This is a genomic window from Promicromonospora sp. MEB111 (assembly GCF_030209445.1).
Lineage (GTDB): Bacteria > Actinomycetota > Actinomycetes > Actinomycetales > Cellulomonadaceae > Promicromonospora.
In genome coordinates this window covers 89306-104848 of the sequence record NZ_JARVSD010000008.1, presented here as the reverse complement: position 1 = coordinate 104848, position 15543 = coordinate 89306, and the positions used below count along the sequence as shown (strand labels likewise).

The window sequence follows — 15543 nt, the reverse complement described above, 5'->3', positions numbered from 1 at the left end:
GGCCGCGCGGCCGGCACCCGGTTCAGCCCTGGTCGAGGCCCAGCAGGTCGTCCTCGGTCTCGCGCCGCACCAGCACCCGCGAGGCTCCGCCGGCCACCGCGACCACGGGCGGGCGGGGCAGCATGTTGTAGTTCGACGCCATCGAGCGCCCGTAGGCACCGGTGGCGGCCACGGCGAGCAGGTCGCCCGCGCGCACGTCGGCGGGCAGGCGCACCTCGTGCACCACGATGTCGCCGGACTCGCAGTGCTTGCCGACCACCCGCGCCAGCACGGTCTCCGCCGCCGACGTCCGGCCCACGACCTCGGCGTGGTACGCCGCGCCGTACAGGGCCGGGCGGATGTTGTCGCTCATGCCGCCGTCGACGGACACGTAGGTGCGCGTGAAGTCCGCGCCGTCGTCGGCCGAGACTGTGACGGGCTTGACCGTGCCGACCGTGTACAGCGTGAGGCCCGCGGGGCCGACGATCGCCCGGCCGGGCTCGATCGAGAACCGCGGCAGGCTCGTGCCCAGCTCCTGGCACACCCCGGCGACCGACTGCGCGATGTCCTTCGCCACGCGCTCCGGGTCGAGCGCGACGTCGCCCGGCAGGTAGGCGATGCCGTACCCCCCGCCGAGGTCGACCTCGTCGACCAGCTCGCCCGACCGCTCGGCCAGGTCGGCGCGCAGGCGCAGCACCACGCGGGCGGCGGCCTCGAACCCGTCCGGGTCGAGGATCTGCGAGCCGATGTGGGAGTGGATGCCGAGCAGCCTCAGCTCGGGGTGCTTGAGCACCTGCAGCAGGGCGGCCATCGCGGGGCTCTCCGCCCCGTCCGCCGCGTTAACGGAGAGGCCGAACTTCTGGTCCTCGTGGGCCGTCGCGATGTACTCGTGGCCGCCGGCGTGCACGCCCGTGGTCACGCGGACCATCACCGGCGCCACGACCCCGCGCTCCGCCGCGAGCCGCGCGACGCGCTCGATCTCGACCAGCGAGTCCACGATGATGCGGCCCACCCCGGCGTCCAGGGCACGCAGGATCTCGGCGTCGGACTTGTTGTTGCCGTGCAGGCCGATCTCCGCCCCGGGTACCTCGGCCCGCAGCGCCACGGCGAGCTCACCGCTGGAGGCGGTGTCGACCCGCAGCCCCTCCTCGCGCGCCCAGCGCGCGACGGCCACGGTGAGCAGCGCCTTGCCGGCGTAGTAGACGTCCACACCCGCGCCGACCGCGCCGAACGCGGCCTCGAACGCCGTGCGGTACGCGCGGGCGCGCATCCGGAAATCGGCCTCGTCCAGCACGTAGGCGGGCGTGCCGTGCTCGGCGGCGAGGTCGCGGACGTCCACGCCGGCGACGGCCAGCGCGCCGTCCGGCAGCCGGCCGACACCGGTGGACCAGGGCGCGCCGGTCACATCCGCTCCGGGGCGCTCACGCCCAGCAGGTCGAGGCCGTTGGCCAGGACCGTGCGGACGGCGTCGTTCAGCCAGAGCCGCGCCCGGTGCGCGTCCGTGACCTCCTCGTCCGGGTACGGCGTGACGCGCAGCTTCTCGTCGTCGTTGTACCAGGAGTGGAAGTCGCCGGCGAGGGCCTCCAGGTAGCGGGCCACGCGGTGCGGCTCGCGCAGCTCGGCGGCCTGCGCCACGATCCGCGGGAACTCGGTGAGGCGGCCGATCAGCGCCGCCTCCGAGGCGTGCGAGAGCTGCGCCGGGTCGAACCCGTCCGCGCGACGCACGCCGCGCTCCACGGCCTTCGCGCCGATCTGCACCGTGCGGCTGTGCGCGTACTGGACGTAGAAGACCGGGTTGTCGTTGGTCTGCTTGAGCATGTCCTCGCCCTGCAGCTCCAGCGGCGTGTCCGCGGGGTAGCGCGCGAGCGAGTAGCGCACGGCGTCCTTGCCGATCCAGTCGACCAGGTCGCGCAGCTCGATGATGTTGCCGGCGCGCTTGGACAGCTTGGCGCCGCCGACGTTGACGAGCTGGCCGATCAGCACCTCGATGTTCGTCTCCGGGTCGTCCCCGGCGCACGCCGCGATGGCCTTGAGCCGGTTGACGTACCCGTGGTGGTCGGCGCCGAGCAGGTAGATCTTGCCCGGGAACCCACGGTCCTTCTTGGACAGGTAGTACGCGGCGTCCGACGCGAAGTAGGTGGGCTCGCCGTTCGCCCGGACCATCACGCGGTCCTTGTCGTCGGTGAAGTCGGTGGTGCGCAGCCAGACCGCGCCCTCCTGGTCGAACACGTGCCCCTGCTCGCGCAGGCGGGCCACGGCCTTCTCGACGGCGCCCGAGCTGTGCAGGTCCCGCTCGGAGAACCAGACGTCGAAGTGCACGCCGAAGCTCTCCAGCACCTCGCGGATCTCGGCGAGCTGGTGCGCGTAGCCCGACTCGCGGGCCACCGCGACGGCCTCGTCGTGCGGCAGCTCGGGCAGGTCCGGGCGGTCCGCGAGCACCTTGGCCGCGAGCTCCTTGACGTACTCGCCGCGGTAGCCGCCCTCGGGCACCTCGCCGTCCGTGGCACGCGCCAGCACGGACTCCCCGAAGCGGTCCATCTGGGCGCCCGCGTCGTTGATGTAGTACTCGGCGGTCACGTCGGCGCCCGCGGCGCGGAGGATGCGCCCCAGCGAGTCGCCCAGCGCGGCCCACCGGGTGTGCCCGATGTGCAGCGGGCCGGTCGGGTTGGCGCTGATGAACTCAAGGTTGATCACCTGGCCGGTCAGGGCCTCGCCCCGGCCGTACGCCGAGCCGGCCTCCACGATGGTGCGGGCGAGCTCGCCCGCCACGGCCGCGTCGAGCGTGATGTTGAGGAAGCCCGGGCCGGCGACGCCGACGGACTTGATGCCCGGGGTCGCGCCCAGGCGCGCCGCCAGGTCCTCCGCGAGCGCCCGCGGCGTCGTGCCCGCCTTCTTCGCGAGCTGGAGGGCCACGTTCGTGGCCCAGTCCCCGTGCTCTCGCTGCCTGGGTCGCTCCACGTGGACCGAGGCCGGGACGGCATCGGCAGGCAGGGCGAGTGTGCCGTCGGCGACGGCCGCGGCAAGGGCAGCGCTCAGCGCTTCGGAGAGCTCGGTGGGGGTCACGGATCGATTCTATCGGCCGGGCCGGGTGCCCCGCCCCGGTTGTCCACAGGCGCCGGACGGCGGTGGCACACCCCACACCGGGATGCACCACCGCCGTCCGGAACGACCGTCAGTCCGTGCCCACCTCGAGGGTGCCGAGCATCTGCCAGAACCGCTCGCCGGAGTCCGGCGGCCCGTCGTAGGTGAGCTGCACGAACCTGCCGTCGGGGAGCTCCACCTCGGCCCGGGCGTTGAACGCCGCGGCCTCGGCCTCCCCGTAGGCGGTGTAGTCGGTCATCCGGACGATCGCACGCTCCGCTCCCGGGACATCCAGCCGGTACCCGCCGACCGGGATCTCGCCGTTGCCGAGGATCCCGGCCTCCTCGATCAAGGCGCCCACGCCTTCGTCCTGGTCACCCGGGGCGTAGCGCGCGATCGTGCCGTCGCCTCCGGCCTGGTCGATCCAGTCCGACGGCACCCGCAGGCGCATGCCCGGGACGTCGGACACGACCACCCAGTCCTGCGGGACGGCCGGTGCGGCGTCCACGAGCGCCCGGGCGTCGATCAGGTCCTCGTAGGCGGGCAGGTCGTCCGCTTCCGGCGTGAACTCCAGGCTGCCGGCGATCGTGCTCACGACCCGGTCGCCGTCCGCGCCCTCCGGGACGTAGACGTCGATCGAGTAGGTACGCCCTCCGGCCCGTCGGACCTCGACAAAGGCGTGGAGCGTCCCGTCCTGCGGGTCCAGCTCGGCGCCGGCGCGGTCGGCGCCCGGGGGCAGGTCGAGACCGTACGCGTACCCGAACTCCTCGTCCGGGCCAGGTGAGGCCCCGGACGTGGTCACCTGCAGTCGCAGCTCCCCGTCGGCGTCGTCCATCGACACGGTCGGCCAGTTGTCCTCCCGGGTGGCGGACAGCTCGTCCTCCACCCAGTCGCCCGGCACCGCGAAGCTCAGGCCCTGGTGCTCCTGGACCGCCCAGTCCGCGGGGTGCTCCTCGATGACGTCGAGCATCGGCCCCTGTCCCTCCAGATCATCCTCGGTCGCGTCAGGGTCGACCCGGACGCCCTCGACGAGCCGCTCGAACAGCCCCGCGGACTCCGGCGCGTCGGGCAGGACCACGAGGACGCGGACGGTTCGCCCGGACTCCAGCTCGACGTCCAGCGCTCCTTCCGGACCGCCCGTCCAGCCCTCCTCCATCAACAGGTACTGCGCCGACGCCGCGCCCGGCACGTCGGTCTCGACCACGTCGCCGTCCGCCTCCGTCAGCGCCCCGCCCTCGTCGACGGGCACGACCGTCACGGCCGACGTGACCGCCGCGGGGTCGAACGCGCCGTCCTTCTCGTCCGTGCCCCAGGAGGGGTAGCCCTCGCCCTGGTCGTACGCATCCCAGTCAGCCGGCACCGACAGCAGCAGCCCGCCCCCGGACACGTCGTGCCACCCGCCCCCGAAGGGCCATCCGGCCGGCAGCGTCTGCCTGCCGGTCGCGACCAGGCCGCCGACGGTCACGACCGCCGCGACGGCGAGCGCCACGGCGCCGCCGATCACCCCGCGCCGGGTGCGCTCGTGCCGGATCGCTCGCCGGGCCATCATCTCGCCGTCGATCCCGGCCACGGGCCCGACCTGGCCCGCCGCGTCGTGGATCAGGGTCACCAGCGTGTCGCTCTGCTCCTTCATCACTGCGCCTCCTTTCGCGAGGTGTTGGGTGTGCCGGCCTGGGCGGCCGCCGACTGGCCGGTGCCGAGGACCGCCCGCAGCCGGTCGAGGCCGCGGGACGCGCCCGACTTCACGGCCCCCACGGAGATCCCGAGGTCCTCCGCCGTCTGCTTCTCGGTCCGGTCCAGCAGGTACCGCAGGACGACGACGCGCCGCTGTCCCGCCGGGAGCTGCCGGAGTGCCCCCACCAGCGCGTCGCGGTCGACGACGTGCTGCGTGCCGTCCGACGCGGCACCGGGTCGCAGGTCGGCCGGGGCCACCAGGACGTCGCGCCGGGTCCGTCGCCAGCTGTCGATCCGGGCCGTGGCTATCACCCGCCGCGCGTAGGCGAACGGGTCGCCGTCGCCCACCCGGCCCCAGGCCCGGTAGGTCCGTTCCAGTGCGAGCTGCACCAGGTCGGCGGCCCGGTGCGCGTCGCCGCACAGCAGGTAGGCGATCCGGGACAGCTCGGGCGACCGCTCCCGTGCGAACACCGTGAACCGCTCCGCCGCCGTACCCGTGGTCACCACCCTGGCACGGGGGTCGTCGAGGACCGCCGCGTCGTCACTCGCCATGTCCACCACCTCGTTCGTCGTCCGCGTACCCGTCCGTACGCCTCAGGTCTCGAGCACATCGAAGATTCACGGCACACAGACGCACGCGGTCGAGAGAAGGTTGCCGGGCAATCCACACCTCTCCTGCCCGCCACCGGGTCTCACGTGGCATGCTCCCCCGGCCCGAACGGCAGCGCGGGTCACACCGCCCGATGCACACTCCGGGCCGCTCACCTGGTAGTCTCGCTTCGGCCGTTAGGGGAGCATCGCCTCCCCGGACAACGGTCACGCGCCTGTAGCTCAGTGGATAGAGCGTCTGCCTCCGGAGCAGAAGGTCGGGGGTTCGAATCCCTTCAGGCGCACAGACGGAAATAGGCCGTGACCAGCGCGTTTGCTGGTCACGGCCTGTTGTTTTCCCCGCTCTCCCGACCCCCTCTCGGCCACTGCTGGCCTATGGGCTGCTGAGTACGCCGTCCATCACTCGTGCTCCGTTCTGGAGAACGGGCCGGAGCTCGTGCCGATCTACGTTCTCCGTCGTCCCGATGTCGCTGTGCTCGACGAGCCGCGAGACCTCCTCGATCGGAACCTCTCCCTGGGAGAGCACTACCTCGCCGGTGAGGCGGAGAATCGCGACGTCGCGGAGAACGCCAGCGTCGCATGGGTCGGACCTAGCAAAGTTCATCCCGGAGAGCACCATCTACCCACCGATCCTCGAAGTGCTGGGAGGCACGCATGTCTGAGGCAGTGGGGCCGGAGGTGCCTACGGTTCAGCCCGTAGCTCGCGGACGGTCACGGTGGCGTTGGGCTACCCTGTCTGGCTCGCCGGTCTGCACTGGGACCTGGAGAAGGCTCGTGCGAATAGGTCCCGGTGGGCCCGGCAGGCCCACCTGCACAAGTGGTGAGGACGCTATGACACGATCACGATGGCTCGCTGCCTTGCTCGTTGCGCTCATCGCTGCGGCCGCATGGTTGGTGGCTGCCACTTGGGAGACCCGAGATGAGATTCCCCAGGCTGCCTTCTTACCGAACGCCGAAGGTGACCCATACCTCATGCCCGGTGCCCACGACGCCACTGCGGACGTCTGCAACGAGGATCTACCCTGCCGGTGGGCAGTGCGATCCGAGACCTCGACTGTATTGATGTTCGCAGGCCAGGACGATGCCAAGGAGGCCGTGAACGCGCTGCCCGACGCGCTCCGCTCAAGCTGGATCGTTGTGCAGTTCGCCCCCGAGGCGCTGTCGTCCGCACAGAAGGACGACTTCATGCGGAGCGTGAACGGAATCTACGTCTCTCACGACTGACCGCGACACCGGCGTCTCAGGCGGTGATTCCGTCACGTCCGGGCGCTCTCACTGGTGCGGGCCGCCAGGCAGCGAGCCCAACCGGCCGCCTTCGTTGTGAGTCGCGCGGCGGTCCGGCTGCTGGGCTATCTGCTGGCCTAACTGCTGGCCCATGTGGGCGACCATGCCCGGACAGACCTGTACAGGTCTGAACAGGTCTGCGGCGAGCGGACCTCGACGGGGAAGGCGGATCGGCGACCGTTTTCGGCTCCGGAGCAGAAGGTCGGGGTTTCGAATCCCTTCAAGCGCACCACCCGAAAAGGGCCCCTCACCAGGCATCACGCCAGATGAGGGGCCCTTTCGCTGTCCCGAGCCGGGAGTGGTTCCCCACCACTCTCCCCACCACAGGTCAGCGACCCGTGAGGCACGAAGAGACGGCCCTGGGCTCCAGGTCCGAGGCCGTCTCGCGTCATGTGCAGCTCGCCGGTTCCACCGAAAGCATGGCAGTGCCGCTCGACGGCGCGAACCATACTCATCGCGCGCCCCTTGGTCGCACCGTGTTTTGCGCATACGGTTCCGGTCACTCGATGGACACTGCCCGTGGGACGGTGTGGCGGAACCGAATGGGCCTTAATGACAAGTTCCGCGGCGTCCAGTTCTCGATCACGCGGGCTTGCCCCGGCTCGGTAACGACGCTGTCGCCCTCCCGTTTCCACGTGATGCCGCCGACTATGAAGAGATCCGTGGGTTGGAAGTCGCGAGCGTGGTTCACCTCGCCAATCGTCAGTTCGACCTCCGCCGCCTCTCCCATCGACCCTTTGACCTCGATGTGCCGCTCGCCGTCGACGCCGGCTCGGGTCAGGTGCAGGTCGTAGGGACGTGACGCACCCACGTCGAGGCAGTCGTAGCCAAGAGCCTCGTAGTAGGCCATCGCCTGATGTACCGCTTGCATCTCGATCGCACGGCGAACCTTGGCGTCAGCGATGTAGCCAGCCTCAGTGGCCTGGCGCCGGTCCCCACGCGCCTCCCGGGACCAGCCTGCGTACCGGGTTTCCACTCTCGGAATCTGGGCGCCACGCCGCGCTTCCGCCAGCTCGGGCAAGGCGTCGAACAGCTCTACCGGGAACTTCGTCAGGTAGTTGCCCTGCCCAGCGCGGAGTGTGCCGTCCTTCCGGATGTTGAACGGAAAGTAGTTCGTGCCGTCAACCTGGCTCGCCAACTGATCACGGAGAGCACGAACCTTTGCGAATCGGTCATTGAGCTGGTGATAGTCGAGCGGCTGCCGGAACGCGGTGTAGTCGCGGAGAAGGGCTTCCGTGCCAGTCGTGGGCGAAGCGTCGCTATAGACGACATTGTCGGTGTCATAAGGGGCGCCATCGACGACCGACCACCCGACGAATGCGGACGGGGCGCCGAAGGGACGCTCGGTATCCCAATGCAGAACGACATCTCCGTCGCGCACGAACTTCACGAGCTCGTAGTAGGGCATGGCCGCGCCGTTCTGCTTCCGGTGTGGCGCGCGGATGGCATCGCCATAGTCGCGGCGCTTGATCGTCTCCATCCAGTACCGCTGATCGGACGCCAGTGCCCACCATTCGTTGATCATCACGGACTCCATCCTCGCGGGGCAAGAGCGCCACACCAGCTCCTAGCTGCACCTATCTGTTTGCGAGGCTAGCGTCCGCAACGGATACGCTCGATCAACGCAGCGGGCGAAACCTCGGCGTTCCCCCGACCCGACACCCCGGGCCGACACCCCGAGCGGGCACCTCCGGATCGACCCCGAGCACCCGGCCTGTCTGCCCCTTTCGGGAGACATGCCGTACAGTTTGCTGCGCGGGGGGAGTACTTCCCAACACCGTCCCGGTCATTACGGCGCTACCAGCGCCTCGGGCGGCGGCCTTGCTCAGCAAGGCGAAGGAGACCTCGGAGCCGACCTATCTTTGGAGACTCCTTGCTCGCCTCGCTGACGAGTTCTGCTGCCCCTGCCTCCGGCCTGACCACGGTGGCCACCCCCACGATGTGGGCCGTCACCATCGTCGCCGTCATCGCTCTGGTCGTCGTCGATTTCCTCATCACCCGGCGCCCGCACGAGGTCTCGATGCGGGAGGCCCTCGGCTGGAGCGCCTTCTACATCGCCCTCCCGCTCGCGTTCGGCGGCTGGATCTGGGCCACCTTCGGTTCGTCGACCGGCGTGCAGTACCTCACCGGGTACCTCGTCGAGAAGTCGCTGTCCGTGGACAACCTCTTCGTGTTCATGCTGCTGCTCAGCGCCTTCGCGGTACCCAAGGCTCTGCAGCAGCGCGTGCTCCTGCTCGGCATCGTCGGCGCGCTGGTGCTCCGCGGCGTCTTCATCGCGCTCGGCGCGGCCGTCCTGGCCAACCTGAGCTGGGCCTTCCTGCTCTTCGGCGCGATCCTGCTGGCCACCGCGGTCAAGATCCTCCGTGACCAGGTCAAGGGCGACGACCACGCGATCGACGTCTCCGAGCTGCGGTCGGTCAAGGTGATCCGCCGCTTCATGCCCGTCACGGACGACTACCGCGGCCCTGCGCTCTCGGTGCGCGAGGGCGGCAAGCGCATGCTCACGCCCCTGGCGGTCGTGGTCGTCGCGATCTTCGCCGCCGACGTCGTCTTCGCCGTCGACTCGGTGCCTGCCGTCTACGGCATCACCAGCGACCCGTACCTCGTGTTCGCGACCAACGCGTTCGCCCTGCTCGGCCTGCGTGCCCTGTACTTCGTGCTCCAGGGCGCCCTGAGCAAGCTCGTGCACCTCGGCTACGGCCTCGCGACGATCCTCGCCTTCATCGGCGTCAAGCTCGTGCTGCACTGGGCCCACGGCATCTGGGCCGGCGTGCCGGAGATCCCGACCCTGGCCTCGCTCGGCGTGATCATCGGCGTGCTCGTCATCGTCACCTTCACCAGCCTCCACGCGACGCGCAACGACGACGCGGCAGACGCCGGCACCGAGCCGGGCACCCAGGAGCTCGACGCGGCCACGACCACCGAGCCGGCCGGCGAGGCCGAGGACGCCTCCAGCACCTCCCGCCCCGGGGCGCACTGACCCGAGGTACGTGTCAGACGTACAGGTCCCTCCGGTGACCTGTACGTCTGACATGTCGAGGAGGGTCCCGCGGGGCGAGCGGCCACGGCGGTCCGTCGTCGTTCCGCCGTAGAGTCCACCCCGTCATGGACCCCGCACTGGACCTCACCGTCACCGTCGTCGTCGGCGGCACGGTCGCCGCACTCCTCATGGGCCTGTCCAAGACCGGCCTGCCGCCGCTCGGCGCGTTCGGAGCGGCCGTCATCGCCTCGGTGCTCCCGCCGGTCCAGGCCGCCGGGGTCGCATTGCCCCTGCTCATCGTCGGCGACCTCGTCGCCGTCAGCGCATACGGCCGGGACGTCCGGTGGCGTGTCCTGCGGGGTCTGCTCCCGAGCGTCACGCTCGGGCTGATCGTCGGCTTCGCGGCGCTGCGCTGGGCCCCGCCCGACGTCAGCGCCCGGATCGTCGGAGCGCTGCTCCTCCTCGCCGGGCTCGGCGACCTGGTCCGGCAGCTCGCCGCGCGCCGCGCGCGCCGCCGACCGCGCCGCCCCGCCGGTCCCACGCCGGAGCCTGTGCCCGACGGCGACGCCGCCCCCACCCGCCCTCGCCTCCGCGAGCGGGTCATCCGCACCGCGCTCGGGGCCACGGCCGGGGTCTCGACCATGATCGCCAACGCCGGCGGACCGCCCATGAGCCTCTACCTGCTGCGGGCCGGGATCTCGCGCGCCGGTCTGCTGGGCACGGTCGCACTGTTCTTCCTCACGGTGAACGTGGCCAAGCTCCCGTTCAGCGCCGGGCTGGGGCTGGTCTCCCCCGCGTCGCTGCACGTCTCGCTCGTCCTCCTGCCCGGCCTGGTCGCCGGCCTCGTGCTGGGCAAGCTCGTGGCCCACCGCATCTCGGGCCCGGTGTTCAGCACGGTCGTGCTGATCGCGACGTCCGCGGCGGGCGCGCGCCTCCTGCTGGCCTGACCCGACCGCCGAGCCCGGGCCCCGGCGACCCCGGGCTACCGATCCGCCCCTGCGGGCCGCTAGTGTCCGGATATGCCCGACGAATCCGTCGACTTCTACCCGTCCCGAGCGCACGTCGTCACGCTCGCCCTCACCACCCTCGCGCTGGTGGTGCTCTGCGCGATCGCCACCCGCCTCGGCTTCGACGCCGCGCAGACCAGCGGCTCACCGGCGGCGCTGACCGTGGTCTCCGTGAGCGCGATCGGCGTGCTGGTCTTCACCGGCCTCGGCCTCATCGTGGTGCGCCGCCTGCTGCTGCCCGCGTGGCCCGTGCTCACGCTCGACGACGACGGCCTCACCGACTGGCTGCCCAACCTCGGCGTCGAGCAGGTGCTCTGGTCCGAGGTGACGGGCGTCCGGGAGACCCGGCTGGCCTTCCGACGGGTGCTCGCCGTGGACGTCGCCGACCCGCGCGCCGTCGTGGTCCGCCAGCGCACCGTCGTCCGGCGCATCGCCGCCTCGGTGAACTCTCTCGCGGTCGGCACCCCCGTGGTCTTGAAGCCCGGGAGCATCGCGACCCGTCCGGAGGAGCTCTCCGCGGCGCTGACCGAGTTCGTCGCCGGCCACGCGCCCCAGGCGAAGCCGGTTGCGTAGACTTCTGGGATCATCCGCCGAGAATCATCTGCCGAGCATGGCGAGGGACCTCTCATGAGCGACGACCTCTTCGACGGGCCGGCCGCCCCCGACCCCGATCCTGACCGCGGCTATGCCGACTTCGAGTTCGAGCGCCGGTTCTTCGTGCGCGACCTGCCGGCCGAGCTCAAGGACGCGCCGGCCCTCATCGTCCAGTCGTACTTCCTGGCCGACGACGGCTACGCCCTGCGCGTCCGGGTCCAGGCGGGCGACGTCGACGCCGACCTGACCGCCGGCACCGATCCGGCCGAGCTGCTCCGCGCGCACGTCGCGGACATCGACTTCGCCGCTGTCACCGTCAAGGGCCCGGCGGTCGGGGGCACCCGCTACGAGGCGGAGCGCGAGCTGGACCCGCGCGTCGGCGTGGAGCTGGTGCGCCGGGGCGGCGCCCCGATCGTCAAGGTCCGCTACGCCGCGTGGCTCGGGGCGGACGGCTGGTCGATCGACGTCTTCGGCGGGCCCAACCACCCGTTGGTGGTGGCCGAGTGCGAGCGCTCCGGCCCCGTCACCGGCCTGCAGATCCCGGACTTCTGCGTCACGGAGATCACCGACGACCGCCGGTTCTCCAACGAGTCGCTGGCCATGGAGCCCTACAGCGCGTGGGCGCCGTCGTTCGCCACGGAGCTCGCGGAGCAGGGGCCGACCTTCCGGCAGGACTTCGGGCCCAACACCCACCTGCGCCTCTGAGCGAGGCGGCTCCGAGGCACCGCTGGCACCGTCAGCCCCGCCACTCGCCCTTCTCGACGACGCCGGTCACGAACTCCCAGTGCCACGGCTCGTACTTGCTGCCGCCGAGCTGCGCCCAGGACGGGTTCTGCCAGCCGTACGCCGGCGCGTTGGCCCACAGCCACGAGAAGACGTCGCTGTCGCCCGTCTCCTTGGAGCACAGGTCGATCGCCAGGCCCCAGCCGTGCATGGAGGTGCCCGGGGACGCGGCGTAGTAGCCGCGGGACGCCTTGAGCTCGTACTGCGTGCTCAGGTCGCGGTAGCTCGCCACCAGGCACAGCTCGCGGCCGAACGACGCGCGGAACGCCTCGTTGAGCGCGCTGAGCGACATCGCGGCGTCGGGCCGGAGGTACTCCCCCGGCTGCCACAGCTCGCACAGCGAGTGGTCGGCGAGCCCACCGTTCGTCCCGTCCACGGAGGCGTTGACGTCGCAGTCCGGCAGGGGGCTGCGGTCGAGCGAGCGGCTGGCGGCCGACTCGGGCCGGGCGAGGGCCTCGGCGCGGACCACGGATCCCGAGGTCTCCGGCCGCTCCACGGGCTGCGTCACCAGGTCGAGCACCGTCGGTCCGGTGGGTGGGGCCTCGACGTCGAACGGGGAGTCGCCCGGCTTGTCGACCGCCTGCGCGAACGGCGCCGCGATGGTCGCGGCCGCGAGGGTGCCGACCACGGCGGCCCGGGAGATGAGCCGCTGCCCGGCGGGGACCGAGGACGTGGGCCGCGGTGCCCGGGGAACCGCTCCGGTGACCAGCCGGTCGAACGACGTCACCTTGCGCATCGCCTGCGTGTGCTGCTCCGCCTCGCGCCGCTCTCGACGCGTCATGAGCACGGGCGCACTCGTCACAGCCGTGGACTCCACTCGTCCTCCGTCGTCATGTGTCCGCGGCCCCCTCGCGTTCCGTTATGTGCACGTGACATTAACCTGGGTCGGCCCGGCTGCCAAGCCCGGCCTGTGGACGGTCGCGCCCGTCCCGGCATCAGCGGCGCTGCATCGCGTCACGCACCTCGCCCACGAGCTCCTCGAGGATGTCCTCGAGGAACACCACGCCGAGCACCTCGCCGTCCGGCCCCTCGACCCGCGCCAGGTGCGAGCCCGAGCGCTGCATCACGCGCAGCGCGTCCTCGACCTCGTCGTCGGGCGCGACGGCCGCCAGAGCGCGTACGCGCCAGACGGCGACCGGCTCGAACCGGGCGGGCCCGGTCGCGTACAGGACGTCCTTGAGGTGCAGGTAGCCGACGAGCTCGTCGCCGTCGTCCCGGCGCGTCACGACCGGGAACCGGCTGAAGCCGTGCTTGGAGACGAGCCGCTCGACGTCGTCGGGCGTGCTGGTCTCGTCCACGGCGACCAGGCCGCCGACCGGCACCATGACGTCGCGCGCGGTGCGGTTGGAGAACTCGATGGCGCCCGTCAGCAGTCCCTGCTCGTCGCGCAGCACACCCTCCGCCTGGGAGTGCTCCACGATGGACTGGACCTCCTGCGCGGTGAACGCCGAGGCGACCTCGTCCTTGGGCTCCACGCCGGCGAGCCGCACCGCGTGGTTCGCGATCCAGTTCAGGCCCAGGATGACGGGGCGGAGCGCCCGGCCCAGGAGCACGAGCGGCGGCCCGAACCACATGACCGCCCGGTCCGGACCGGAGACCGCCAGGTTCTTGGGCACCATCTCCCCGAGCACGACGTGCAGGTACACGACCAGCGACAGCGCGATGACCAGCGCGATCGGGTGCGTGAGGTCCTCGCTCACGCCGAGGCCGTGCAGCGGCCCCTCCAGGAGCTGCGCGATGGCGGGCTCCGCCACGATGCCCAGCCCGGTGGAGCAGACGGTCACGCCGAGCTGCGCGCAGGCCAGCATGAGCGACACGTGCTCCATGGCCCACAGGACGGTGACGGCGCGCCGGTCACCGGCCGCGGCGAGCGGCTCGATGGCGCTGCGGCGCGCGGAGATGACGGCGAACTCGGCGCCCACGAAGAACGCGTTCCCCGCGAGCAGCACGAGGCCGATGACGAGTGCGGTGGTGGTGCTCATCGGTTCGCCCCCTTCCCGGAGCCGGTCCGGTCGAGGCCGGCGCCGTCGGGCGGGCCGTCGTCGGGCAGCGGGCGGACGCGGAGGCGCTCGACGCGCCGGCCGTCCATGGCCTCGACGCGCAGCGCAACCCGGGCGTGCAGGCCCTGCGGGCCTGCCTGTCCCACCACGACCTCGTCGCCCACCACGGGAACGCGGCCCAGCTCTGCCATCACGAGGCCGCCGAGCGTCTCGTACGCGGCCCCCTCGGGGACCTCGATGTTGGTGTACTCGTCGAGCTCGTCGGGCCGCAGCACGCCCGGCACGATCCACGACCCGTCGGCGGCGCGGGAGGCGCCGGCACGGCGGGGGTCGTGCTCGTCGGCGACGTCGCCCACCAGCTCCTCGACGACGTCCTCCAGCGTCACGACACCGGACGTGCCGCCGTACTCGTCCACGACCACGGCCATCTGCAGCCCGAACCCGCGCAGCTCCACGAGCAGGGGGCCCAGGCGCACCGTCTCGGGGACACGGGGCGCGTCCACCATGAGAGCGGCCGCGGGCACCTCGGCCCGCCGGTCGTGCGGCACGCCGACGGCGCGGCGCAGGTGCACCAGGCCGACGATGTCGTCGCGGTCCTCCCCGATCACGGGGAACCGCGAGTGCCCGGTGCGCCGGGCGAGCGCGACGACGTCCTCCGCCGTCGCGTCCCGGTCCACGACGGACATGCGCAGGCGGTCGGTCATGACGTCGCGCGCGCTGAGGGTGTCCAGCTCGATCGAGTTGGTCAGCAGGGTCGCCACCGACTCCTCGAGCGTGCCCTCCTCGGCGGAGCGGCGCACCAGCGAGGCGAGCTCGGACGCGGAGCGCGCCCCGGACAGCTCCTCGCGGGGCTCGACGCCGAGGCGGCGCAGCAGCGCGTTGGCCGAACCGTTGAGCACCGCGATCAGCGGCTTGAAGGTGATGGTGAACACGCGCTGGATCGGCACCACGAGCCGCGCGGTGGCCAGCGGGGCCGACAGCGCGAAGTTCTTGGGGATCAGCTCGCCGCAGACCATGGAGAACGCGTTCACCAGGATGAGGGCCAGGACACCCGCGAGGCCGGCGGAGACCGCCGTCGGCACGGAGGTCGACCCGAAGGCGGCCGAGATCAGGGAGTTCAGCGCCGGCTGGGCGGTGTAGCCGAGCAGGATGGTGGTCAGCGTGATGCCGACCTGGGCCGAGCTCAGCTCGGTGGAGAGGTGGCGCAGCGCGGTACGCACGCTGCGGTCCCGCATGCCGTTCCCGAAGGCGGGCTGGGTACCGGAACCGGGCCGGGCGCCGGGGCCCGGGTCGGACGAGGAGGCAGACCGGGACCCGCCGGGTCTGTCTCCCTCCGAGTCGTCGGAGTCGCCGATCACGGCGGGGTCGATGGTGACGAGGGAGAACTCTCCCGCCACGAAGACGGCAGTACCGGCCGTGAGGAGGACGCCGACGGCGACCATGATCCAGTCGCCGGTCATCTCGCCCTCCGGAGGGCACTGCGGGGGTCCTGATGGGTCCAGGGTTCTCGGTCTGGATGTCGCTCGATCATCGTGCGATAGATCGTAGCGGG

14 protein-coding genes and 1 tRNA gene are annotated in these 15543 nt (G+C 71.6%); 6 read left to right on the top strand and 9 right to left on the bottom strand.

The features are described from left to right. Window positions 1-22: 22 nt before the first annotated feature. From lysA to QRN56_RS09340, 4 genes are all read right to left on the bottom strand, one after another. Window positions 23-1384: a diaminopimelate decarboxylase gene (gene lysA / locus QRN56_RS09355; protein WP_285102617.1), complete on the bottom strand. Its 1362-nt coding sequence runs from the start codon at window positions 1382-1384 to the stop codon at window positions 23-25. Further along, window positions 1381-3042 carry an arginine--tRNA ligase gene (gene argS, locus QRN56_RS09350; protein ID WP_285102616.1) on the bottom strand — a complete coding sequence of 554 codons (1662 nt, stop codon included), beginning with the start codon at window positions 3040-3042 and terminating at the stop codon, window positions 1381-1383. Before argS ends, lysA begins: the two co-directional genes overlap by 4 nt. Window positions 3043-3151: 109 nt before the next feature. Beyond that, window positions 3152-4693 carry a hypothetical protein gene (locus tag QRN56_RS09345; RefSeq protein ID WP_285102615.1) on the bottom strand — a complete coding sequence of 514 codons (1542 nt, stop codon included), beginning with the start codon at window positions 4691-4693 and terminating at the stop codon, window positions 3152-3154. Further along, the gene (locus QRN56_RS09340; protein ID WP_285102614.1) at window positions 4693-5286 is read right to left on the bottom strand and encodes a SigE family RNA polymerase sigma factor; all 594 of its coding nucleotides are present in this window, start codon (window positions 5284-5286) and stop codon (window positions 4693-4695) included. The genes QRN56_RS09345 and QRN56_RS09340 overlap by 1 nt, the downstream gene beginning before the upstream one ends. A gap of 268 nt (window positions 5287-5554) precedes the next feature. Between QRN56_RS09340 and QRN56_RS09335 the strand changes: the two genes are divergently transcribed. Continuing rightward, window positions 5555-5627: transfer RNA gene (locus tag QRN56_RS09335), tRNA-Arg, on the top strand. Window positions 5628-5716: 89 nt separating this feature from the next. On the opposite strand, the gene QRN56_RS09330 is transcribed toward QRN56_RS09335, so the two are convergent. Then, window positions 5717-5962 carry a hypothetical protein gene (locus tag QRN56_RS09330; protein ID WP_285102613.1) on the bottom strand — a complete coding sequence of 82 codons (246 nt, stop codon included), beginning with the start codon at window positions 5960-5962 and terminating at the stop codon, window positions 5717-5719. Between the two features lie 443 nt (window positions 5963-6405). Here QRN56_RS09330 and QRN56_RS09325 point away from each other — a divergent pair, with 443 nt between their 5' ends. Further along, window positions 6406-6567 (top strand): hypothetical protein, encoded by a 162-nt coding sequence (locus tag QRN56_RS09325; protein ID WP_285102612.1) that lies wholly within the window; start codon window positions 6406-6408, stop codon window positions 6565-6567. Between the two features lie 559 nt (window positions 6568-7126). Here QRN56_RS09325 and QRN56_RS09320 read toward each other — a convergent pair. Next, window positions 7127-8152, bottom strand: coding sequence for a protein NO VEIN domain-containing protein (locus QRN56_RS09320; protein ID WP_285103146.1), 1026 nt, complete (start codon window positions 8150-8152; stop codon window positions 7127-7129). A 348-nt stretch (window positions 8153-8500) separates the two neighbouring features. Here QRN56_RS09320 and QRN56_RS09315 point away from each other — a divergent pair, with 348 nt between their 5' ends. From QRN56_RS09315 to QRN56_RS09300, 4 genes are all read left to right on the top strand, one after another. Then, window positions 8501-9607 carry a TerC/Alx family metal homeostasis membrane protein gene (locus QRN56_RS09315; protein WP_502928774.1) on the top strand — a complete coding sequence of 369 codons (1107 nt, stop codon included), beginning with the start codon at window positions 8501-8503 and terminating at the stop codon, window positions 9605-9607. Window positions 9608-9732: 125 nt separating this feature from the next. Continuing rightward, complete coding sequence (locus tag QRN56_RS09310; RefSeq protein ID WP_285102611.1) at window positions 9733-10554, top strand: sulfite exporter TauE/SafE family protein; 822 nt, start codon at window positions 9733-9735, stop codon at window positions 10552-10554. Between the two features lie 72 nt (window positions 10555-10626). Further along, on the top strand, window positions 10627-11187 hold the full coding sequence (locus QRN56_RS09305; protein WP_285102610.1) for an STM3941 family protein: 561 nt from the start codon (window positions 10627-10629) through the stop codon (window positions 11185-11187). Window positions 11188-11241: 54 nt separating this feature from the next. Beyond that, window positions 11242-11913, top strand: a complete 672-nt coding sequence (locus tag QRN56_RS09300; RefSeq protein WP_285102609.1) for a CYTH domain-containing protein — start codon at window positions 11242-11244, stop codon at window positions 11911-11913. Window positions 11914-11944: 31 nt separating this feature from the next. Here QRN56_RS09300 and QRN56_RS09295 read toward each other — a convergent pair whose 3' ends face one another. The 3 genes from QRN56_RS09295 to QRN56_RS09285 all read right to left on the bottom strand — a co-directional run bounded on the left by QRN56_RS09295 (window position 11945) and on the right by QRN56_RS09285 (window position 15451). Next, on the bottom strand, window positions 11945-12808 hold the full coding sequence (locus tag QRN56_RS09295; protein WP_285102608.1) for a M15 family metallopeptidase: 864 nt from the start codon (window positions 12806-12808) through the stop codon (window positions 11945-11947). A gap of 118 nt (window positions 12809-12926) precedes the next feature. Continuing rightward, window positions 12927-13973 (bottom strand): hemolysin family protein, encoded by a 1047-nt coding sequence (locus QRN56_RS09290; RefSeq protein ID WP_285102607.1) that lies wholly within the window; start codon window positions 13971-13973, stop codon window positions 12927-12929. Then, on the bottom strand, window positions 13970-15451 hold the full coding sequence (locus QRN56_RS09285) for a hemolysin family protein (RefSeq protein ID WP_285102606.1): 1482 nt from the start codon (window positions 15449-15451) through the stop codon (window positions 13970-13972). The genes QRN56_RS09290 and QRN56_RS09285 overlap by 4 nt, the downstream gene beginning before the upstream one ends. Window positions 15452-15543 lie beyond the last annotated feature (92 nt).